The organism is Streptomyces sp. NPDC045695 (assembly GCF_056432025.1).
This window is the reverse complement of sequence record NZ_JBWKJU010000007.1, coordinates 268,804-291,145: the sequence shown is the minus strand read 5'-3', so window position 1 is coordinate 291,145 and position 22,342 is coordinate 268,804. Positions and strand designations below refer to the sequence as shown.

Annotated in this window: 14 protein-coding genes; 5 read left to right on the top strand and 9 right to left on the bottom strand. The window is 73.6% G+C overall.

Translation table 11 applies throughout. The features are described from left to right. Positions 1-20: 20 nt before the first annotated feature. The 8 genes from AC07DU_RS15780 to AC07DU_RS15745 all read right to left on the bottom strand — a co-directional run bounded on the left by AC07DU_RS15780 (position 21) and on the right by AC07DU_RS15745 (position 12,002). Positions 21-917 (bottom strand): DUF4231 domain-containing protein, encoded by an 897-nt coding sequence (locus AC07DU_RS15780; RefSeq protein ID WP_360888008.1) that lies wholly within the window; start codon positions 915-917, stop codon positions 21-23. 84 nt (positions 918-1,001) lie between these two features. Further along, positions 1,002-4,991 (bottom strand): FxSxx-COOH system tetratricopeptide repeat protein, encoded by a 3,990-nt coding sequence (gene fxsT / locus AC07DU_RS15775; RefSeq protein ID WP_479031792.1) that lies wholly within the window; start codon positions 4,989-4,991, stop codon positions 1,002-1,004. Then, positions 4,975-6,369 (bottom strand): TIR-like protein FxsC, encoded by a 1,395-nt coding sequence (locus tag AC07DU_RS15770; RefSeq protein WP_360888005.1) that lies wholly within the window; start codon positions 6,367-6,369, stop codon positions 4,975-4,977. Before AC07DU_RS15770 ends, fxsT begins: the two co-directional genes overlap by 17 nt. A 43-nt stretch (positions 6,370-6,412) precedes the next feature. Next, positions 6,413-7,147, bottom strand: coding sequence for an AAC(3) family N-acetyltransferase (locus tag AC07DU_RS15765; protein WP_479111882.1), 735 nt, complete (start codon positions 7,145-7,147; stop codon positions 6,413-6,415). 50 nt (positions 7,148-7,197) lie between these two features. Further along, positions 7,198-9,474: a radical SAM/SPASM protein FxsBH, inactivated beta-hydroxylase extension form gene (fxsBH, locus tag AC07DU_RS15760; protein WP_479111819.1), complete on the bottom strand. Its 2,277-nt coding sequence runs from the start codon at positions 9,472-9,474 to the stop codon at positions 7,198-7,200. A gap of 29 nt (positions 9,475-9,503) precedes the next feature. Then, positions 9,504-9,668, bottom strand: coding sequence for an FxSxx-COOH cyclophane-containing RiPP peptide (locus AC07DU_RS15755; protein WP_479111817.1), 165 nt, complete (start codon positions 9,666-9,668; stop codon positions 9,504-9,506). 225 nt (positions 9,669-9,893) lie between these two features. Then, positions 9,894-10,823 (bottom strand): alpha/beta fold hydrolase, encoded by a 930-nt coding sequence (locus AC07DU_RS15750; RefSeq protein ID WP_479111815.1) that lies wholly within the window; start codon positions 10,821-10,823, stop codon positions 9,894-9,896. 87 nt (positions 10,824-10,910) lie between these two features. Continuing rightward, entirely contained in the window at positions 10,911-12,002 is a 1,092-nt protein-coding gene (locus AC07DU_RS15745; protein WP_479111813.1) for a DUF3533 domain-containing protein, read from the bottom strand. Positions 12,003-12,159: 157 nt separating this feature from the next. On the opposite strand from AC07DU_RS15745, the gene AC07DU_RS15740 reads away from it, so the two are divergent. From AC07DU_RS15740 to AC07DU_RS15730, 3 genes are all read left to right on the top strand, one after another. Further along, positions 12,160-15,765: a DNA polymerase III subunit alpha gene (locus tag AC07DU_RS15740; RefSeq protein ID WP_479111811.1), complete on the top strand. Its 3,606-nt coding sequence runs from the start codon at positions 12,160-12,162 to the stop codon at positions 15,763-15,765. Next, the gene (locus AC07DU_RS15735) at positions 15,762-16,799 is read left to right on the top strand and encodes a DNA polymerase Y family protein (protein ID WP_479111809.1); all 1,038 of its coding nucleotides are present in this window, start codon (positions 15,762-15,764) and stop codon (positions 16,797-16,799) included. The genes AC07DU_RS15740 and AC07DU_RS15735 overlap by 4 nt, the downstream gene beginning before the upstream one ends. 167 nt (positions 16,800-16,966) lie before the next feature. Continuing rightward, positions 16,967-17,827, top strand: a complete 861-nt coding sequence (locus AC07DU_RS15730; RefSeq protein WP_479031775.1) for an esterase/lipase family protein — start codon at positions 16,967-16,969, stop codon at positions 17,825-17,827. Positions 17,828-17,849: 22 nt separating this feature from the next. Here AC07DU_RS15730 and AC07DU_RS15725 read toward each other — a convergent pair whose 3' ends face one another. Continuing rightward, positions 17,850-18,890 carry a lytic polysaccharide monooxygenase auxiliary activity family 9 protein gene (locus AC07DU_RS15725; RefSeq protein WP_479111807.1) on the bottom strand — a complete coding sequence of 347 codons (1,041 nt, stop codon included), beginning with the start codon at positions 18,888-18,890 and terminating at the stop codon, positions 17,850-17,852. A 322-nt stretch (positions 18,891-19,212) separates the two neighbouring features. Between AC07DU_RS15725 and AC07DU_RS15720 the strand changes: the two genes are divergently transcribed. Together AC07DU_RS15720 and AC07DU_RS15715 are read left to right on the top strand one after the other, a co-directional pair. Further along, positions 19,213-20,103, top strand: a complete 891-nt coding sequence (locus AC07DU_RS15720) for a protein kinase family protein (RefSeq protein ID WP_479031769.1) — start codon at positions 19,213-19,215, stop codon at positions 20,101-20,103. Positions 20,104-20,109: 6 nt separating this feature from the next. After that, positions 20,110-22,323 (top strand): protein kinase domain-containing protein, encoded by a 2,214-nt coding sequence (locus AC07DU_RS15715; protein ID WP_479111805.1) that lies wholly within the window; start codon positions 20,110-20,112, stop codon positions 22,321-22,323. Positions 22,324-22,342 lie beyond the last annotated feature (19 nt).

Genomic DNA, 22,342 nt, shown 5'->3' with positions numbered 1-22,342 from the left:
TCAACCGCTGCGCCGGTGCCTCAACTGCTGTGCCGAGCCAGCCAGTCCGTGTGCTGCGGCGAGACGTACCGCTCGGTCTCGTACACCGACGTGGGCCACTGGGACTCGGTGATGGTCGTCTGCATCACGACCATCATGGCCGCCAGATCCTGCTCGATCAGGGTGTGCGCCTCGATCAGCGGATGGTGGCGCCGCACCTCGTTCCAGGCGATGCCGGCCGCCGCGGCCGCGCTCACCAGCCCGGTCAGCCTCGGCCCCGGGCCCGACCCGAACGACCCCAGCAGCGCCACGGCCAGGCCCAGACAGGTCAGCAGCACGATCGTCCACGCCCACACGTTGGTCGCGCGCCGGGACACCTCGGTCTTGCGCCGGTACCAGTTGCGCTGCTCGATCAGCCGGTCCCGGACGTACGTCTCGCGCCGCACGTGGTAGTCCATCCCGCGCAGCCGCTGCATCGCGCCGGTGATCTCCCCGCCCTCCGGCACCGTCCCGGTGGTCCGCGGGTCCTCCCAGCCCATCTTGCGCAGCTCGTCCAGACCCGCCTCCAGCCGCGTGCGGTACGTGTCCTCGGGAGCCGCGGCCTCGCTGCCGAACGGCGCCCCGTGGACCGCGTACCGCCAGGCCAGGGACTTGATGAACTCCGCCGCGCTGCGGTTGAGCTGCCACTGCGGGCGGGCCCGGCGCCGGGTCGCCCGCATGCCCACGGCCAGTACCCCCAGGTACGAGAGGGCGCTCAGCAGCCCGAACAGGTACATCGAGCCCAGCTTCGGCCCGTCGGGCAGGGCGGCGGCCACCGCGGCCGCGACCAGCAGCATCAGCTGCGCGCGCGTCGCCTGGGTGGACTCCCGCTGCCGGGAGATGGCCGCCTGGTCGGTGTGGTGGAAGAGGGCCGGCAGGTCCTCGTTTCGAAAGGTCATGCTGTCGGGCACGGCGCCCCCCTGCTGTCGGGTGGTGGGCGGCGGGGACACCGCGGTCGCGGGCCCCCGCCGCCCACCGTCGGTTCACACGGCGAGCGGTTCCAGGTCGCGGTGGATCCGGCGCTCGTCACGGGCGTAGCGGGTCAGGCTGTGGTCCTCGCCGAGCAGTCTCGTCAGCTCGACCACGGCCTCCGTCCGCAGCCGGGCCGCCTCCTCCTTGCGGCCCATCGAGTCCAGGCTGACCGCCATGTTGGAGCTGCTCGCCAGCGTCTCGGGATGGTGCGCCCCGAGCGCCTCGCGCAGCCGCACCACCGCCGTCCGCTCCAGGTCCAGGGCGCCTTCCGGATCGCCCAGGTCGGCCCGTGCGTTGGCCAGGTTGAGGAGGGCGAAGACCGTGTGCGGATGGCTGTCGCCGAGCACGTCCCGCATCAGCCGGATGGTCTGCCTCAGCAGCGTCTCCGCCGTCTGCGCCGCGCCCGTGCCCCAGTGGAACACCGCCAGGTTGTTGACGGCCGCCAGGGTGTACGGGTGCCGCTCGCCCGGCACCTTCATGTACTCGTCGACCACCTCCTGCGCCAGGTCCCGCGCCCCGCCGGGGTCCCCCGTCGCGAACAGGTCGGAGGCCAGGTTCAGTTCGCAGGACAGCAGGTCGGGATTGACGGCGGTGTACTTGGCCCGGTAGCGGGCCCGGGTGGCCGTGGTCAGCCGCAGCGCGTCCTCCAGCTGGCCGGCCCGGCGCAGTGACACCGCCAGGTTCTTCGCGGCGGCCAGCGTGCCGGGGAAGGCGCTTCCCAGCGTCCGCTTGTAGGTGTCGTAGGTCCGGCTGAGCAGCTGGACCGAGTCCTCGTAGCGCCCCACCTCGCGCAGGTCGCGGGCGAGGTTGTTCGCGGAGGACAGGGTGTACGGGTGTTCCGGCCCGAGCACCTCCGTGCGCAGGTCGTGCACCTCCTGGTCGATCTCACGGGCTCTGGTGTACTGGCCGACCAGCCGCAGGTTCAGCGCCAGGTTGTTCGCGGCGGCCAGCGTGCGCGGGTGCGCCTCGTGGAAGATCTGGCTGAAGCCCTCGTGGGCGTCGGTGGCCAGCTCCATCGCCTTCCCGTACTGCCCGAGCGCGCCGAGGGTGTTGGCGAGGCCGCTCATGGTCATGTACGTGTGCGGGTGCGAGGGGCCCAGCACGGCGCGCTGCCGTTCCAGGGTGACCTCGTCGAGCTCCTTCGCCTCCACGAACCGCCCCTGCGAGCGCAGGATGTTCGACAGGTGGAAACGCAGGTACAGGTACTGCAGGTCGTCGTTGCCCAGCTGCTCCTTCCAGGCCGCCCGCAGCTCCTCGCCCAGCGCGTACGCGGCCTTGAAGTCACCGCGCTTCCAGAGGTAGCGGACCCGGTCGATCAGCAGCCTGCGCGTCTCCGGCTCCTTGCAGTAGCGGGCCTCGGACGGGGTCAGGTGCGACCAGATGGTGTTGAACCGCGGCCAGGTGGCCGGGTTGTCGATCGGCTCGTCGTCGTCCGGACGGGCGCCCGCCAGGATCCGGTGCACGGCGTGCCGGGCCTCGCGCTGCTCCTCCTCCTGCATCTGGGACCGGATCACGGCCTGGACCAGCCGGTGCACCTGGATGCTCTTGCTGACCTGGTCGACCTTGGCCAGCGCGAACCGGCCGATCTCCCGGATCACCCGGCCCAGGACCAGCTTCTCCTGGAGCGAGGGGTCGTAGGGCTTGAGGGCGTCGATCATCTCCTTGCTGTAGAGCAGGTCCGCGGAGATCGGCTCGGGCGCCAGGAAGGCGCAGAGCTGCAGGAGCCGGACGGCGGCCGGGGAGCGGGACTGCAGCCGTTCTATGGAGATGTTCCAGGTGGCGGCCACCGGCTCCGGGTAGCCGGGCGGCTGGTTCAGGCTCAGCACCCGGGCGGCCTGCTGGGCCAGCTGCTCGATGTACGCGGACACCGGGGTCGCGGTCTCCGCGATCCAGGCCCCCGCCTGCTCGACGGCCAGCGGCAGGTCACCCACGGCCACCGCCACCTGCTCGGCGTCCTCCTTGCTGAGCGAGTCGGCCCGGCGCTGGAGGTGTTCGATGGACTCCTCGCGCAGGAACACGTCCACCGGGAGCGCGTCCCCGTACTGCGACCAGGACTGGTTGCGGGAGGTCACCAGCACGTGGCCGGGGCCGCCCGGCGGCAGGAACCGCTTGAGCGTCTCGGGGTCGTCGGCGTTGTCGAAGACCAGCAGCCAGCGCGAGGTGGGAACCCCGCGGCGCAGCAGGTCGATCGCCTCCTGGGAGGCGGCCGCCATGTCCTCGCCGGTCTGCACGCCCAGGCGGACGGCCAGCTCCGCGAGGGCCGCGACCACGTCGTCGGTCTGCTCCGAGGAGATCCACCACACCAGGTCGTAGTCGGCCATGAACCGGTGGACGTACTCCAGCGCCACCTGGGTCTTCCCGACGCCGCCGAGCCCGAAGAGGGTCTGCGGCTGCGGAAGCACCACGGCCATGCCGCCCCCGAGCTGGTCGCGCATCCTCTCCAGCACGGTGCTGCGCCCGGTGAACCCGGGATTGCGGGGCGGCGCGTTCCAGATCTTCGGGACGGTCCCCGGGAAGCGGGGGCCGGGATGGGTGGAGCTGGTGGCGCCGTCGGGCAGGGCCGTGGGCCGCTCCACCGCGCGCAGCAGGGCGCTGACGGCGTGTGCCTCGTCGAGCCGGAAGAGGTCCACCGGATTGCGGTCGATGTAGGGCGTGGAGAGCCGTACGTCGCCCACCCTCAGCGGCACCAGCTGGCGCCGGCCCCCGGTCGGGTCCTCGGCGGCCGCGCGCTGCCACACCTCCACCGCCCGGGCGGACTTGAGGTAGGCCGTCGAGAGCAGCACCACGGTCCGGGCGGCGGCGTCGATGCTGATGCCCGCGCCGCCGAGGGTGTCCCCGGAGGAGGACGTCGCGGGGGGCCGCTCGGCCGAGACGTCCCTGGGGACGACCCGGAAGCCGGCCCGGGTGAGCACCGACTCGATCCAGTCGGCCCACATGCGGTTCTCGGCGACGTACGAGAGGAAGAGGTCGGCGGGCAGCGCCGGGCGGCGCCGGGTGAAGGCGTCCCTGATGCGCAGGCGGACCTCGTCGCCGATGACCGGCATGGAGGTGATCTCGCCCTCGGTGATCACCGTGGTGAGCCGCTCGAAGGCCGAGAGCAGGGAGTTGGTGAGCCCGGCCTCGTCGCCGAAGGTGGCCAGGGTCTCCTCGTAGGCGTAGTAGGGGCGGTACGGGATCTCCACCGCGCCCCAGTAGGAGGTGAGCTCGTCGCCCACCAGGCCGTGGGGGAAGCGGTCGAACTTGATCCGGGCCAGGGCGCGGCCGGCGTCGGCCTTCTCCTTCTCGCCCTCGTCGATGCGCATGGGGACCGGGTAGATCTTGATGCCCCGGTCGTTGAACCGCTCGTCGATCTGGCGGGCGACGGAGGCGGCGCCGTCGATGGACTGGTCGGACAGGGTGAAGCAGTCGACGAGCACGTCCGGGAGGTGGACGGTGCAGATGTCCGCGATGTCGGACAAGCCGGTGCGGCTGTCGATCAGGACGTAGTCGTAGTTCTGCTTCATGTCGGCGCGTAAGGCGTCGAAGAAGAGCCCGCCGCCGAGCCGGTCGTAGAAGTTGTCCCAGTCGAAGGTGGAGACGGTCGCGGAGTACTCGCGGTTCTGCCGGCCCGCCGAGACGAAGTCCAGGGTGCCGCCGTCGGGGAACTCCCAGCCGAGGGCCTCCGGGGTGAGGGAGACGGCGTGGGGCTGTATCCGCGCGTAGTCCTTGTGCCAGTCGTCGGGGCGCTGCACCGGGCTGGTCGCGGCCCACGCGTACTCGCTGATCAGGTCGATGACGCCGGTGGTGGCCCCGAGCGTGGAGGGGTCCAGGAAGGGGTGGAAGAAGCGGTGCAGGCCCGGGGCCTCCAGGTCCCAGTCCACGGCGAGGACCCGCTTGCCGTTGGCCGCCAGGATCCAGGCGGTGTTGGCCAGCGCCATGGTGCGGCCGGTGCCGCCCTTGTACGAGTAGAAGGTGACGATGCGTCCGTCACGGCTGTCCCTGCTGTCACGACTCGCTGTCATCCGCGTCCCCCCGATCGGTGTCGTTGGTGTCGTTGTGGCCGTCGTGTGCGTCGGGCGGGAAGGGGGCCGGCGGATGGGTGGGAGGCCCGCCCATTCCCATCGGCCCGAGCAGTCTCGGGCGGTCGGTGTGGGTGTTGCCGGCCGGCAGGTAGACCTGCGCGTGTCTGAGGAACTGCTGCGCGGCGGCCTCCACCACCTGGGGCAGGATCTGCCCGAGCGTCTCCATGTTGGCCACGCCGTTGGCGGCGGCCCGGCAGGCGGCCCGGCCCTGGCTCATCTTGACGGGCAGGGTTTCCTCCAGTCGCCGCGCCAGCTCGGCCTCCTTCGCCCGGCTCTGGTGGTCGTAGCGGTTCCACGGCACGACCACGTTGATCCACGGGCGGGATTCCTGGTCGAAGGCGGCCAGGCGCTGGCGGCGGTGTTCGTCCTCCACCACCCAGCGGTCGACGATCAGGATCTCGGGCCGGGTCGGCGGCTGCTTGCTGTCGAAGTGCCCGGCCTCGTCGTCGAAGGAGGCGATGGTGGTCTGGTAGTTGAGGTTCTTGACCAGGTCCTCGGCCACGTAGGCGATGGGCCGCTGGGACACCGGGTGGTACGGGTTCCACTCCAGCGCGCTGTCCCCGTAGTACTCGGGGCTGCGGCCGTCCGGCAGGTCGTGCCGGGAGGCGGCCACCACGGTGACGTGGAGGGTGCGGGCGGGGCTGCCGGTCGGGCTGTTGGACGGGCCGAAGGCGCTCGGCACCACGCGGTAGTCCACCGGGCGGACGGGATCGAGGTGGACGCTCTCGCCGACCTGGACGATGCGCCGGGCGAGCTCGTACACGGCCTTCTCGTACTGCTCGGCGTAACCGCGCAGTTTGATCAGCCCGTACAGGCCGTCGGTGACGTAGCGCTCGCCGAAGGTGTTGTGGTTGAACTGCAAACGCTCGGCGGGGCCGGGCAGTTGGGCCGGGGGCACCGGTACCCACAACGCGGGCACGATGGCCTCGGCGGGCGAGCCGCCGGCGTTGACCGCCCCGTGGTGGACGGTGCGCTGCGCGAAGGCGTACCACTCCCTTCCGCACATTTCGCTGGCGAAGTACCGCGGCGAGAACAGGGGAACGAAGACCCGGCACTTGGCCAGTGCCTGCGCGAGCCGTTCCGACCAGCCCTCACCGCTGCGTATCTCCCGGTCCATGAACCCGACCTCGTAGGTGGCGGGCAGGTCCGTCAGCGCCATCACGTGGCCGCAGAGATCGCGGAAGAGGCGCTCCACCCACATGTCCGGATCGGGTCCCCCGGCCCCGAATCTCGGTGTATGCGCATAACTCAGAAAAAAGTACGGCTCCCCTTTTGCGGGCACACGACCCCCGTCCCGAAGATGCGAGCGAAGAAACATCATTCCGGAGCTGCTTCGCCAGATCCCCTCATCGTTCAGTCAATCAGCGTCTGTTTTCGGTCATCCACTCAAGGGCGTGGTCGACTGCGTCCGGAATCGAGAAGAGCATGGCCGGCGCGGCTCCCAGCCGCCCCCGGCGCACCCCGGAATCCGGGAACGCCCGGCCGATCTCCGCGAAATCGGCGTCGTCCAGTGCGACGTCCTCGTACGCGGTCCACTCCTCCCCCCACCGCCCCTGCCGGCCCCCCGGAAGGTTCACCTTCACCACACACTCGTACATGCGCAAGGGGGGCTTCGGAATTCGATACTCCGCGAGATGGAAAGCGGTGCAGACGGAAAACCCCACATTGATCATGAGTACCCGGCCGCCCTCCCAGCACAACTTCCCCAGGGGTGACTCCTCCCCCATGTGGCTTTCGAGGCGGTGGCCGGAGCAGAGGCGTTCCGCGTCCGCGCCGAGAGCGGCGAAAGAGGTCTGCGGGTGGGCGCTGCGCGCGGCACCCGGCGCGGTGCGGACGGCCTCGGCGAAGGAGCCCATGCCCTGACTCGGGGTGCTCGCCGGATCGAAGGCGGGCATCCGGTCACGGAAGGCCCGTCGCCCCGCCTCGTCCAGGCCCGCGACCCGCTCCCGATGGGCATGGGAGGTCGTGGAGTTCTCGGGAGTGAACGCCGGCACCACCAGGGTGCCGCGCGGGCCGAGGACGCCCGTCAGGGCGTCGCGCAGCTGCTCGGCGCGCAGCCCCGTCCCGCCGAGCGAGGCGTGCACCAGCAGCCGCATCCCGGGACGCACCCCCAGCAGCCGCAGCGCCGCGGCCAGCCGCAGGGTGCTCACGCGTCGACCGCCTTCAGCTCCCAGCGCAGCTCCGCCACGAGCCGCTTGCCGGTGATGGTCAGTTCGGCCGCCTCCGAGAGCCGGTCCAGAGCCTGGTGGATACGGTCCGCTCCGCCCGGCTCTGCGGCCCGTGTGGCCCGCCGGTACGCCTCCACCGCCACCCGCTCGTGCACGTCGGCCAGCAGCCGGGACACCGGCACCGGGCGCTCCCGCCACGGCGACGGGTGCTGCCACTCCCCGTCCAGCGCGTACAGGTCGGTCACCTCGGTCAGGGCCCGCAGCCGGGCCCGCCGCCGGCCGGTCAGCAGCGCGAGCGCGGTCTCCCGCACCCCCGCCGCGTAGGGCACCCCGAGCGCCCCCGGCCCGTGCCGGCCCGCCTCGCCCCAGCCGCCGGCGCGAGGGCCGCCCGCCAACGGGGTCAGCGTGGTCAGCCCGGCCGCCGCCGCCCGGGCGAACCCGGGCACGGCCTCGTGCAGCAGCGCCCACGCCCGGTCCAGCCTGCCGCGCCACTCCTCGGCCTCACCGGCGCCCAGGCGGAGCCGGGGCGGGCGGGCGAAGCAATTGCGGTACGGGTCGAGGTCCTCCAGCGCCACCGGGGCCGCGTCCGGCCCGGGCGACCAGGTGCGTACGGGCTGCCAGCGCGCGTCCCCCGCCGCGGGCCCGAAGCGGTGCTCGGCGCGGCCGTCCCGTACGGCGTACCCCTCGTCGGTGGTCCGCAGCGCGGCCCGCCCCTGCGTGCCGGGCTCCCCGAGCCGCAGCAGCCCGAGCGTCGGCAGGTACACCTCGCCGTCCCGGTAGACCACCTCGGCCGGCAGGTCGAGCCCGCCCCGCAGCACGGCGGCCACGGCCAGCGCGGTCAGTCTGCGCGCCGCCTCGGAGCCGTCCCGCCGGCCGTCGCGCCCGCCGTCCCGGGCGGCGTCCAGGGCCGCCAGTACCCACGTCCGCGTGAAGGGGTGCTCCAGTACGGCGTCCAGCGCGTCCACGCCCGCGTCCCCGGCCCGCTCCACGGCGTCGAGCAGCTCCCAGGCGCGCGCCCAGCCGGGATCGCCGGCGAGGTCCGCGTGCAGCCGGGCCAGCAGGACCCGCGTCAGCTCCTCCTGGGAACGGGCCAGTTCGGCCGGATCGGACAGCTGCGGCGCGGTCTCCCGCAGGGCCGTGCGGCCCTCGACCCCGTCCACGAGCTCGCGCAGGTCGGTGCAGTACACGGAGGGGTTGTCGAAGTCGCCGCCGGCCGCGCCCCCGTCCCGGTAGCGGTGGGTGTAGAGCCCGCCTCCGCACGAACGTACGACGGGGCACCGGCGGCACGAACCGCTGACGCCCGCGAGGCCCAGCTGCCGGGCCCGGACCCCCGGATGGGCCGCGACCTGGTCGAAGGAATGGTCGAAGACGTTGAACCCGGTGGCGGCGGCACCTTCGAAGGCGCTCTTGAGCGAGTCGACCTGTTCCAGCGTGCCGTCGGTCTCGACGACGACGAGGTCCGTGGGCGCGAGGCCGAGCGACTCGGTGAGGCTGGGTCCGCCGCGCAGGGTGGAGAAGAGCGACTCGAAGAGCCGTACGGGCACCGGGCGGCCGAGGCGCTCCCAGTGGTCGAAGACCCGCAGGAGCCAGCGGGCGTACGCGTCGGGGGCGCCGTCGGGCCGGGCCGGCGGGCTCTCCCAGGTGGCGTGCGGGAGGAGGAAGTCGACGCGCGGGGGCTCGAGTTCGACGAGCGCGTCCAGGACCGCCACGGGGTCGTTGGCCACGTCCACGGTGCAGAGCAGGCCCTGGTAGAGGTGGCGGTAGGGCTCGGAGCGGAGCAGGTCGACGGCTGCCAGGACCAGCGGGTGGCTCGTACGGCCGTCCGCGAAGCGGCGGTGGCGGTCGTTGGCGGCGCGGTCGCCGTCGAGGGAGATGCCGACCCGGACGCCGAACTCGTCGAAGAGGTCGAGGTAACGGGTGCTGAGCTGGAGCCCGTTGGTGTGGATCCGCAGGTCGAGGGCCGCGATACCGGCCAGCGCCCGGCTGAACTCCTGGCAGACGAGCCGGAGCCGGGCGGTGCCCGCCAACAGGGGTTCCCCTCCGTGGAAGATCACCGTGACGGAGGGGAGTGCATGGTCACGGGCATGTTCGGCGAGCCGCGACGCGGTATGCGAAATAACCTCGGGGGAGATCACTTTCGGCCGGGCTCGCCAGCTCTGATCTGCGTGTTCGTAGACATAGCAATGATCACAAGCAAGATCGCATCTGCTGTGAACTTTCAGGACGATCTCGCGAAATGCGATCAGGCCGGTCATTCCACCAGTCTAGAGCGCTTACTTCGGTGTCAGAGCGCGGAGTTGAAGATCGGCGACTGCACCGAACGACCGGATTCGGACGGCAGCACGCGGCCGAGCGCCGACACCGCGGAGGCGGTGTGGACGTCGATCTTGGTGAGCGGGACCCGGCGGGCCTTGACCGTGCTGGTCGGGGGGGTTGCGGAAGTGTTCACGACACCGTCCTCGGGGAAGCCATGTGGAATGGGCATGCGTATGACAAACAGCGACGCGCTGCCGTCATGCGTGGACTTTACTCGGCCACACCCCCTTGGCAACCGCAGACATGACGCCTGGTCAACCGTTCCAGAGCAACCGCAACGGATTTCCGAGGCGGCTTATTCGGCCGTTCGCCGGATGGCAAGATCCATTTCTTCTGGCGGGCCGTCGCCGGAGGGTCCCTAGGCGGGCTGCTGTTCTGTGCGGCCGGTGGTCAGGCCGCGGGGGGCCGGGCCGTCGGCGGGCGGCTGGCGGAGCAGCCAGTTCAGTACGTCGGGCAGGGCGCGCAGGGCCGCGAAGTGCGCGGCGGCCGGCTCGAAGGTGGTGGTGGCCCCCGGGATGCGGCGGGCCAGCCAGCGGGAGTGGCCCACGGGGGAGAACACGTCGAGCTCGCCGTGCCAGATCAGCACGGGCCCGCGGATGTCGGCCGGGTCGAAGCCCCAGGGTCGGATGAAGGCCAGCACGTCGTCGATCCACCCGTACGCCGAATGGCGCAGCCCCTCGCTGTAGTTGCGCAGCAGCATCGACCGCAGGCCGGCGTCCGAGACGATCATGCGGTCGTTGTCGGTCAGCTCCCGGCGCAGCTCGTCCAGCAGCCGGCCGGGATCCTTGCGGATGCCGGCGGCGCGCGGGATCAGCCGGGCCGCGAGCTCCTCCGGGTCGTCGAAGGCGGTGGTGTACTCCTTCACGTTCGAGGCGGCCATGCCGGCGAACCAGTCCAGGTCCTCCGCGTCGCGGGGGGCCAGACCCACCATCGCCGCCGTCCGGGTGACCCGGTGCGGCAGCAGGGCCGCGCAGGCCAGGGCGCCCGCGGCGCCGCCGGAGCGGCCGGCCACGGCGAAGGTCTCCAGGCCGAGGTCGTCGGCGACGGTGGCCACGTCCTGGGCCACGTCGGCGACGGTGCGGCCCGGGTGGCGGTCGGAGCCCCCGTAGCCGGGTCTGTCGTAGGCGATGAGCTGGATCCGGCGCTGGTAGAGGACCATGCCGCGGGGCGCCGGGCCCAGGCGGCTGCCGGGCATGCCGTGGAGGAGGAAAACGGGTTTGCCGTCCGGATCGCCCCAGCGCTCCACGGTCAGAGTGCGTCCGTCCGCGGCGCGCACCTGCTTGCGCACGCGTTCCCTCCCTCACGGTCGACTCGAGTCGTCACGGTGATTGTGCGCGCTGGGGGAGGAGCGCGGTAGGGCGCACTTCGAGCGGAATCATCGAGAATCGGAGGACGCGTCGTCGGGGAGTCCGCTGCCCACGGCGGCCCCCGGACGGCCCCTGCGGAACGCCGCGCAGGCCACGGTGACGGCCGAGCCGGCCACCGCCCAGGCGGCCAGCACCAGCATCGGAGCGGCCGCGTCGTTCCCCTTGAAGTACGCGAGGGAGCGCGCGGCGTACGTACCGGCGCCCGGCGGCAGGGCCGGGCCGATGGCCCTCCAGAACGGCGGCAGCAGGGGGTACGGGTAGGCGCCGCCGGCGCTGGGGTTGCCGAACACCACGATCAGCAGGATCGCCAGGCCGATGCCGACCACGCCCGCCAGTCCCTGGAAGGCGAGGGTGATGGCGCCGACCGCGAAGACGACCAGGGTGCCCAGCCCCCACAGGCCCGCGATGCCGCCGGGCAGCGCGCCCAGGACCGGGCCCGCGATGACCGCCCCGAGCAGCCCGGCGGCGATCGCGTACGCGAGCAGTGCGCCGAGCCGGATGACGGCGCGGGCGGAGTTCGCCGGGCGGGCGCCCGCGCTGATCGCGAGGATCGCGGCGCACAGGTAGCCGCCCACGCACCAGCCGACCACCAGGTAGAAGGAGCTCAGGCCGCGGCTGTCGCCCTGGTCGGCCGGGGCCGCGTCGGTGACCCGGAGCGTGCGGCCGCGGGCCTTCTCGGCGCGGCCCACGATCTCCTCCAGGGCCTGGGAGAGCGAGGCTCCGCCGCCGGAGGCGACCAGCAGCCTGTCGGTCGTGCCGGCCGGGTCGATGATCAGCGCGCCGTCGACGTCCCGGTCGTTGATCTGCGCGAGCGCCGTCGCCTCGTCCTTGACCGTGTGCGGGTCGAGCGGCTTGCCGGGCAGCGCCGCGAGCTGCTTCACGGACTGTTCGGCCGCCGGTGCGGCGGGGGCGGTCACGGCGATCGGGATCTCGCTGGGCTTCGGATGGTGGAAGGCCCCGATGTACGAGGTGATGAAGGCGAGCTGGAGGACCAGCACTCCCAGGACCAGCAGGGCCGCCCGGGTGGTCACGGCGTCCTTGATCTCGGCGGGGAAGCCTTGGGACGGGCGCGGGTCGGTGCTCTCGGTGCGCTGGGTCATGCTCACACGCTCGGCGTGCGGGGGCCCGGCCGCAGCAGGGGTGGGCCGAACGGATGACCCCCGGACGGTCGAACAAGCGTTTCGCACGGGTATTCGAATTGCTCTATGGTGGAGACAGGGGGAGGAGGTGTTCAACGAGGGAAGCAGGAGGCCGCGGGTGCCTGGTTTTACGCATCTGCACACCGTTTCGGGGTTCTCCATGCGCTACGGAGGCTCGCACCCCGAACGGCTGGCGGAACGCGCCGCCGAGCGGGGCATGGACGCCCTCGCCCTGACCGACCGCGACACCCTGGCGGGCGCGGTGCGGTTCGCCAAGGCGTGCGCGGCGGCGGGGATCCGGCCGCTGTTCGGAGTGGACATGGCCGTATCGCCCGCCGTGTCGCCCGAGGCGGGGCCGGCCGGGTCGGGGGGCTCGACCGGCTCCGCCGGGGGCGGCGCGCGTACGGGTGTCCGTGGACCCGGAACCGGAGGCCGGGCCCCGGCCGGCGAGGCCTCGTACCGGCGGCGCACCCCCGTCAAGGGCGGGGCCTTCCTCGACGAGTCCGCCGCCCGGGCCGTGTTCCTGGCCCGGGACGGGGCCGCCGGATGGGCCGAGCTGTGCCGGATGGTCACCGCCGCCCACGCGGGGAGCCCCGAGGTCCCGCTGCTGCCCTGGAGCGCCCTGCGCGGCGAGGGCGTCCTCGTCCTGCTCGGGCCCGGCTCCGAGGTGGGACGGGCGCTCGCCGCCGGGCGCCCCGACCGGGCCGCCCGGCTGCTGGCGCCCTGGCGGGAGGTCTACGGCGACTCCCTGCGCCTGGAGGCCGTCCACCACGGCCGCACCGGCACCGGGCCCGGCTCGCTGCGGCTGGCCGCCCGTACCGTCGGCTTCGCCGCCGAGCAGGGCGTCCCGGCCGTGCTCACGAACGCCGTCCGCTACGCCGACCCCGGCCAGGGTCCGGTCGCCGACATCCTCGACGCGGCCCGCCGCCTGGTCCCCATCGACACCCGGGGCCCCCTCGACACCGGCGAGCGCTGGCTCAAGGGCCCCGCCGCCATGGCCGAGGCCGCCGACCGGATCGCCCGGGCGGCGGGCCTGCGCCCCGCCGATGCCAGGCGGCTGCTCGCGGAGACCCGGCACACCGCCGAGGCCTGCTCCGTGGACCCGGAGGACGACCTCGGCATGGGCTCCGTGCACTTCCCCGAGGCCCGGCTCGTCGGCGCCGCCCACCGCAGCGCCCAGCGGGTCCTGGCCTCCCGGGCCTCGGCGGGCATGGTGCTGCGGGGCTACGCGGACGACCGCGCGTACTGGGAGCGGATGCACCACGAGCTCGACGTCATCGCCTACCACGGCTTCGCCTCCTACTTCCTGACGGTCGCCCAAGTCGTGGACGACGTACGGGAGATGGGCATCCGGGTGGCCGCACGCGGCTCCGGCGCCGGCTCCCTCGTCAACCACCTGCTCGGGATCGCGCACGCCGACCCCGTCGCGCACGGCCTGCTGATGGAACGCTTCCTGTCCAAGCGCCGGCGGGTGCTGCCCGACATCGACATCGACGTGGAGTCCGCCCGCCGGCTGGAGGTCTACCGGCGGATCATCGACCGGTTCGGCACCGAGCGGGTCGCCACCGTCTCCATGCCCGAGACCTACCGGGTCCGGCACGCCATCCGCGACGTCGGCGCCGCCCTCTCCATGGACCCGGCCGCCGTCGACCGGCTCGCCAAGGCCTTCCCGCACATCCGGGCCCGCGACGCCCGCGCCGCGCTGGAGGAACTCCCCGAACTGCGCGACGTACGGGGCGAGTCGTACGGGCGGCTGTGGGAGCTCGTCGAATCGCTCGACGCGCTGCCGCGAGGGATCGCCATGCACCCGTGCGGGGTGCTGCTCTCCGACGCCTCGCTGCTCGCCCGTACGCCGGTGGTGCCCACCAGCGGCGAGGGCTTCCCCATGGCCCAGTTCGACAAGGACGACGTGGAGGAGCTCGGGCTGCTCAAGCTCGACGTGCTCGGTGTGCGGATGCAGTCCGCGATGGCGCACGCGGTCGCGGAGATCCGGCGCGGCACGGGGCAGGAGCTCGACCTGGACGACCCGGCGCAGGTGCCGCCGGGCGACCGGGCCACGTACGAGCTGATCCGCTCGGCCGAGACGCTGGGGTGCTTCCAGATCGAATCGCCGGGCCAGCGCGACCTGGTGGGGCGGCTGCAGCCGTCGACCTTCCACGACCTGGTCGTCGACATCTCCCTCTTCCGGCCCGGGCCGGTGGCCGCCGACATGGTGCGGCCCTTCATCGCGGCCCGGCACGGGCGGGCGCCGGTCAGCTTCCCGCACCCGGACCTGGCCGACGCGCTGCGCGAGACGTACGGGGTGGTGGTCTTCCACGAGCAGGTCATCGAGATCGTGCACGTGATGACCGGCTGCGGGCGGGACGAGGCGGACCGGGTGCGGCGCGGGCTGTCCGACCCGCAGTCGCAGGCGCGGATCAAGGTCTGGTTCGCGGCGAAGGCGGCCGAGCGCGGCTATCCGGTGGAGGTGATCGGCCGGACCTGGGAGATCGTGGAGGCCTTCGGTTCGTACGGCTTCTGCAAGGCGCACGCGGTGGCCTTCGCGGTGCCCACCTACCAGTCGGCATGGCTCAAGGCGCACCATCCGGCGGCCTTCTACGCCGGGCTGCTCACGCACGATCCGGGGATGTACCCGAAGCGGCTGCTGCTGGCGGACGCGCGGCGGCGGGGCGTACCGGTGCTGCCGCTGGACGTGAACCGGTCCGCGGTCGCCCATCGCATCGAACTGGTGTCCGAGACGCCCGCCGTGTGGGGGCTGCGCCTCGGGCTGTCCGACGTCCACGGCATCAGCGAGGCCGAGGCCGAGCGGATCGCGGCCGGACGGCCGTACACCTCCCTGCGCGACTTCTGGGACCGCGCGCACCCCGGGCGCCCGGTCGCCGAACGGCTGGCGCAGGTCGGGGCGTTGGACTCCTTCGGCGCCAACCGTCGCGATCTGCTGCTGCACTTGACCGAGCTGCACGGCGCGCAGCGGGCGGCGGGGGTCCGGGGCGGCGCTCAACTCCCGTTGGAGGGCGGCCGGTCCACGGCCCGCGTCGGGCTGCCCGACCTGACCGAAGCGGAACGGCTCAGCGCCGAGCTGGGCGTCCTCGGCATGGACGCCTCGCGGCACCTGATGGCGGACCACCACGCCTTCCTGGCCGAGCTGGGGGTGATCCCGGCGAGCCGGCTGCGGGACACCGCGCACGGGCGGACCGTCCTGGTCGCGGGGGCCAAGGCGGCCACCCAGACCCCGCCGATCCGGTCCGGGAAGCGGGTCATCTTCACGACGCTGGACGACGGCACGGGCCTGGTCGACCTGGCCTTCTTCGACGACAGCCACGAGCGGTGCGCGCACACCGTCTTCCACTCCTTCCTGCTGCTGGTACGGGGCGTCGTGCAGCGGCGGGGCCCGCAGAGCCTGAGCGTGGTCGGGGCGGCGGCGTGGAACCTGGCGGAGCTGGTGGAACTGCGGGCGTCGGGCGGCCTGGACGCGGTGGCGGCCCGGCTGGCCGAACCGGCCGCGCCGGGCGCGTCGAGCCCGTCCGTGCCTGTCGACGGCGACGGCGACGGTGACGAGGGCGGCGGCACCGGTGACACCGCGGCCGCCGAGCGGGGAGCGGGCCGCCGGATCCACTTCTCCACGGGGTACGAGATGAACCCCTGGGCCGACCTCCAGCCCCCCGGCGCCGGCCCCGCGACCGGCCGCAAGCTGTGGCACTCCAGCCCCGGGAGCGCGGGATGACCACCGGGCGGTCCGCGGGCGGGGGGGCCGGGCCCCGCGCGGCCGTGATGTGCCTGCGGCTGCGCCCCGCCGACGGGGGACCGCTCGGGGCCGAGGCGTACGCCGGGGTGCTCGCGCTGCTCGGCGGCATCACCCCGGCCGTGCAGGCGCTGCCGCCGGACAGCGCCCTCGCCGATGTCCGGGGCGCGCTGCGCTACTTCGGCTGCGACGCCGCCCGGCTGGCCGCCGTGATCCGGGTCCGGGCCCTCGCCCTGTACGGGGTGGACGCCGCCGTCGGCGTGGCCGCCAACCCCATGCTGGCCCGGGCGGCGGCCCGCGGGACCCGGGCGGGGGAGACCCGGCTGATCCCCGACGAGCCCGCCGCCGTACGGGACTTCCTGGCGGACAAGCCCGTCACCCTCCTCGACGGGGTCGGCCCCAAGGCCGCCCGCACCCTGTGTTCCTACGGCCTGGACACCGTCGGCCGGGTCGCCGCCGCCCCGCCCGCGGCCCTGCGGCGGATCCTCGGAGCCCGGCTCGGGCGCGAGGTGCGCGAGCGCGCCCTCGGGATCGACCGGACCCCCGTCCAGCCGGGGGCGGCCGCCCGCAGCATCGCCGCCGAGCGGGCTTTCGACCGGGACGAGCTGGATCCCGTGCGGCACCGGCGGGCCCTGCTCTCGCTGACGCAGGAGCTCGGCGCGAGGCTTCGTACACAGGAAGAGGGCCGCGGGCAGGTCTGTCGCGCCCTCTCGCTCACCGTGCGCTGCGCCGACCGCACCACGCTCACGCGCACGCGCACGCTCGCCGAACCCACCGCGCACTCCGCCGCCTTGACCGAGGCCGCCTACGCCCTGTACGCGGGCCTCGGCCTGCAACGGGCGCGGGTCCGCGCGCTGTCCCTGCGGGCCGAGGACCTGACCCCGGCCGAACGGGCCGCGCATCAGCTCAGTCTGGACCCCGAGGACGAGAAGGCCCGCCGCCTGGAAGCCGTCACGGACCGGGTCCGCGCACGCTTCGGGCCGCGGGCGATCGGCCGCGGCACGCTCGCCGCCTGACGGAGGATCGGCGCCGGTTCGCCGACACGCCAGTTTTTACCGACGCGTAACTTCCCTGTGTTGCTACTCACCCGTAATTTGGCGGCAGCAGCGCCCCTCTGTGATCCGGATCACGGGACGAACCCCCACGCCCCTCCCCTTGAGTCGATCCGCAAGGAGATCACACGATGCTGCCCTGGAGACGCCTGCTCCGCCCGCTGGCCGTCCTCACCCTGACCGCCGCCGCGCTCGTCGCCCCCACCGGCGCGGCGCAGGCCACGACCGCACCCAGCAGCGGCTGGAACAACTGGTCCTGCAAGCCGTCCGCCGCGCACCCCCGCCCCGTCGTGCTCGTGCACGGCACCTTCGGCAACTCCGTCGACAACTGGCTCGGCCTCGCGCCGTACCTCGTGCACCGGGGGTACTGCGTCTACTCGCTCGACTACGGGCAACTGCCCGGCGTGCCCTTCTTCAACGGGCTCGGCCCCATCGACAAGTCCGCCGAGCAGCTCGACGTCTTCGTCGACAAGGTGCTCGCCGCCACCGGCTCCGCCGAGACCGACGTCATCGGCCACTCGCAGGGCGGCATGATGCCGCGCTACTACCTGAAGTTCCTCGGCGGCGCCGAGAAGGTGAACAACCTGGTCGGCCTCGCGCCCAGCAACCACGGCACCACCCTGCTCGGCTTCACCAAGCTCCTCCCGTACTTCCCCGGGGCCGAGGACCTGATCAGCACCGCGACCCCGGGCCTGGCCGACCAGATCGCCGGATCCCCCTTCCAGAAGAAGCTGAACGAGGGCGGCGACACGGTCCCGGGGGTGAAGTACACGGTGATCGCGACCAAGTACGACGAGGTGGTGACCCCGTACCGGACCCAGTTCCTCGACGGCCCGAACGTACGCAACGTCGTGCTCCAGGACCTGTGCGTCCTGGACTTCTCGGAACACGCCGGCATCGCGATCACCGACCGGATCGCCTGGCACGAGGCGCTCAACGCCCTCGACCCGGCGCACGCCGAACAGACCACCTGCGCCTCGGTCTTCGACTAGGGGCGCCGGCTTCCTCCTCCGGCTACCGGCGGGAGGAGCCACCGGCCGTCGCGCGGCGGCGAGCCAGGGCGAACAGCACGGCCGCGCCGACGGACAGGGCGCCGGCCCCGGCGATCGCGATCGACGGGGTGGCGCCGCTGCCGCCGGTCTGGGCGAGGTTGTCGTTCTGCGGGGCCGCGGCGGCGGTGGTCTCGACGGCCGTCGCCGCGGCCGTACTGCCGTTCGTCTTCGGGTCGTTGTCGCCGTGCCCGTTGTGCTCCACCGTGGACTTGTCCGCGCCCTCGGCGATCTGCTGGTCCGTGGGCGCCGAGGGGGCGGAGCTCGGCTGGGGCTTCGCGGTGGGCTTGGTGCCGGGCTTGCCGGTCTGCGTGCCGCCGTTGGCGCCGCTGCCGCCCTTGCCGCCGTTGCCCCCGTTGTCCTTGCCGAAGACCACGTCCGAGCAGGTGTAGAAGGCCTCCGGGCTGTCGGAGCGCTGCCAGATGCTGTAGATCACGTGGCGGCCGGACTTGTCCGGGACGGTGCCCTGGAAGACGTAGTCGCCGTTCTGCATGCCGGGGTCGGTCACCTTCGCGAAGGGGGCCGGCTCCAGATCGGCCCACCTCAGGGGCTGCGTCGGGTCGTACCCGTCCTTCGTCACGTACAGCTCGAAGGAGCCCTTGTGCGGGGCCGTGCCCTTGTAGCGGAAGGTGTGCGCGCCGGCGGTCATCGCACTGGCGGGCCAGTCGGCCCGGGCCAGGTCCAGCCCCTGGTACTTGTCGTTGCCCGCGGAGCACAGCTGGCCGTTCGGGATCAAAGCCCGGTGGTTCCCGGCCGCGTTGGCGATGTTCACCGCGTTCCAGTCGTAGAAGGCCTGCGCCCCGCTCGCAGCGACCGCCGCCTTGCACGCCGCCGACCGCGGGGCCTCCGGGCCCTCCGCGTAGCACGCGGCCACCCGGCTGACCGGGTCGGTCATCGAGCCGTGGGCGGCCGCGGGAGCGGCGGCGTACGCGGCGAGCGCGAGCGGGGCCAGTGCGGCGACGACGGCGCTGCCGGCGGTACGGGTCACGGTGCGGCGTGCGGGCATGGGTGGATCTCCTTCGGGCACGAGGCGGGGGAGCGCCGGCGGCATCGGGATCGGGCTCCGCGGCGCCGCCCCCCGGCGGCGCCACGTCGGGCCCTTCCTGTCCTGGCCCGGCCCAAGCTAGCCCCCCGGACCAGGGCTTCCGCCGGATCCGGGCCGCCGCAGGAGATCCTTAGGGTCGGCTTAAGGCCGAGGTAAGAAGGGCCTCAGGAAGCGGGCCGGGGGCCGCCTTCCCCGCCCGCCTCGCGCACCTGCCTCCGGCCGCGCACCGGCGCTTGAGTAGGCTGGTCCCCGCTCATCACACACCGGGGGAGAACAGACGCGCATGGAACCGCTGCGCCGTGACGACCCCGAGTGGAGCGGGCCCCACCGCAACCTGGCCCGACTCGACGCGGACCACGAACCGGGCCTGCCCGCCCGCCGGTTCATCGCCCGCAGCGCCGACGGCGACCGCACGTTCCTCGCCTCCCTCCCGCGCACCGACGCCGACCCGAACCGCTGGGCGATCGAGGCGGAGGGTGCCCGTCGGCTCTCGGTACCGGGGTTCCTGCCGGTCGCGGAGGTCGGCGGCACGGCGGAACTCCCCTGGTGCACGGCGCCGTACGTCCCCGCCCTCCCGCTCCCCGCCGCCCTGCGCGCGCACGGCGGTCCGCTGCCCGAGCCGTTCGTACGGGCCCTGGGCGCCGCCCTCGCCCGGACGCTGGCCACCGCACACGCCCAGGGCGTGACGCACGCCGGTCTGTCCCCCGCCGCCGTACTGCTCACCACCGAGGGCCCCCGGCTGAGCTGCTTCGGCGCGGTACGGGCCGCGGCGCCGGACGGTGAACGGCGCGGCGGCCTGCCGGGCCTCGACTCCGGCAGCCTCGCGCCGGAACAGGCAGCCGGTGGACGGCCGCGCCCGCTGGGTGACGTGTACGCGCTGGGGGCGGTACTCGCCTACGCGGTGACCGGCCACACCGTCCCCGAGGGCGACGAACTCCCCGCCAGTCTGCGTGCGTCGATCACCGCATGCCTCACCCGCGACCCCGAGAGGCGTCCGCAGGCCCACCAGGTCCTGGCCCACCTGGAGCCGGCCGTACCCGTGACGGGCGCGCCGGCCACCGTCCTGGACGCGGCCGCCCCGATTCCCCTGCCGGCATCCCTGGTGGCCGCGCTCGCGCGCCAGTCGGCGCAGGTCCTCGCGGCCGAACTCCCCGCTCCCGCTTCCCTGGACTGACGGCTGATGCTCTCCCCGCTCACCCACGACGACCCGCACCGGCTCGGCGCCTACCGCCTCATCGCCCGCCTGGGCAGCGGCGGCATGGGCACCGTCTACCTCGCCCGCTCGGCCACGGGCCGTACGGCAGCGCTGAAGACGATGCACGCCCGCATCGCCACCGACCCCGCCGTCCGCACCCGCTTCCGCCTGGAGGTGGACGCGGCCCGCGTCATCGGCCCCGTACACGGCGCCCGGGTCTTCGACGCCGACCCGCTCGCCGAAACCCCCTGGCTGGCCACCGAGTACGTGCTCGGGCCGCCCCTGGACGAAGCCGTCTCCCTCGCGGGACCGCTCCCCGAGCCCGCGCTGCGCGCGCTGGGCGCCCTGCTGTGCGCGGCGTTGGCCCAGCTCCACGCCTCGGACGTCGTCCACCGCGACCTCAAGCCCTCCAACATCATGATCACGGCGGACGGTCCCAAAGTCATCGACTTCGGCATCGCCCGCGCCCTCGGCGACGAGCACCTGACCCGCACCGGCACCGCCGCGGGCACCCCCGCCTTCATGTCCCCCGAGCAGGCGACCGGTCAGGAGCACACCAGCGCGGGGGACGTCTTCGCGCTCGCGGGCGTCCTCACCTACGCGGCCACCGGCCACGGCCCCTTCGGCGCGGGCCGGCACGCCGACCTCCTCTACCGCGTCCGCTACGCCGACCCCGACCTCACGGGGGTCCCCCCGGCCCTGCTCCCGGTCCTGACCCGCTGCCTCAGCAAGAACCCGGCCGACCGCCCCACCACCACCGACCTCGCCGCCCAGCTGAACCCCGGACCGGGCGGATTCGCCGGCCATCTGCCCGAGCCCCTGCTCGCGGAGATCGCCCGCCGCGCCGGCGCCGTCTGGCACGCCCGGCCCCACCGCCTCCCGGCCCCGCCGGAACACGGCCTCGCCGAGACCTTCCCGAGCGCCACCCCGGCCGGCCCGGCGGGCCCGTCCACCCCGGCCACCGGCTCCGTCCTGTCCCGCCGCAGGTTCCTGGCCGGGGGCGGCTCCGTCCTCGGGGCGGCAGCGGTCGGAGCCGGGGCGTGGGTCTGGCAGGCCCGTCACGGCGCCACCCGCCCGAAGGGCCCCGCCGTCGTCTCCAAGGACCCCGCGTGGGACATGCTCTGGCAGGTGGGGACCAGCTACGTCGACCCGCTCGTTCCCCCCGCGCCCCTCGTCCTGGACGGACTGCTCCTCGTGGGCCAGAGCGCCGTACAGGGCCTGGATCCCGCGACGGGAGCGGCGAAGTGGCCGGATCCCGGTGTCTCCTTCATCCGCCGCACCGCCACGGACGGCAAGCAGATCTACGCCGTCGACCACACCCTCGACGAGAACGGTCCCCTCAGGGTGTCCACCGTCGACCCGGCCACCGGAAAGCCCAGGGCTCCGTTCAGCGAACGGGGGGACCTGAGGGCGATCCTCTACGGAACCCAGGCGCTCTGCGCGTCGGGCGACGCCCTCTACCTGGTGGGGGGCCGGGGCCCCGACGTGCGCGACGGCTTCGGCAAGGACCAGACGTGGTTCCTGCTGGGCGTCGACACCCGGTCGGGCGGCACGCTCTGGGAGGTCCCGCTCCCCGCCCGGCCGGCCGGATCCCAGCGCCTGCACGTCCTGAGCGCCCAGGCCGTGGGCGAGTACCTGGTCCTCGTCCAGCAGTCCGCGGACGGCCGGCCGCGCCTGGTCGTGCACCACGCGCGGACGGGTAAGGCCCTGTGGGACCGGCCGCTCGACGGCGAGCAGCCCGCGTTCAGCCGGGCCCACCTGGCCGTGGACGGCCGGCACGTCTACCCGTCGGCGGGTGAACTCCTCGCGCTCCGCCTGGCCGACGGCAAGGCGGCCTGGCGCTTCGAAGGGCAGACTCCGAAGGCGCGGTTCAGCCCTCCGGCCGTCAAGGACGGCGTGGTGTACGCGGTGGAGGAAGGCCGCGGCCTGATCGCGGTCGACGCCGCCGGCGGCGCACTGCGGTGGGCGCAGAAGAGCGGCGGGGCGGGGTCCGAGGACCTCGACGCCCCGCCCGCGGTCGGGATCGCGCAGGTGTACGCCTACAGTGCGGCCTCGTCCGGACTGCTGGCCGCGGACCTGCGGACCGGCGCCGTGTCCCGTCCCTTCAAGGCCGCCAGGGCACGGTACTTCGCCCACACCTCCGCCCGGCGCCTCATCGCCCTCGGCGAGGAGTCCGTCGCCGCGTACCCCCTCGACTGAGCCCACAGCGCGTACCCCT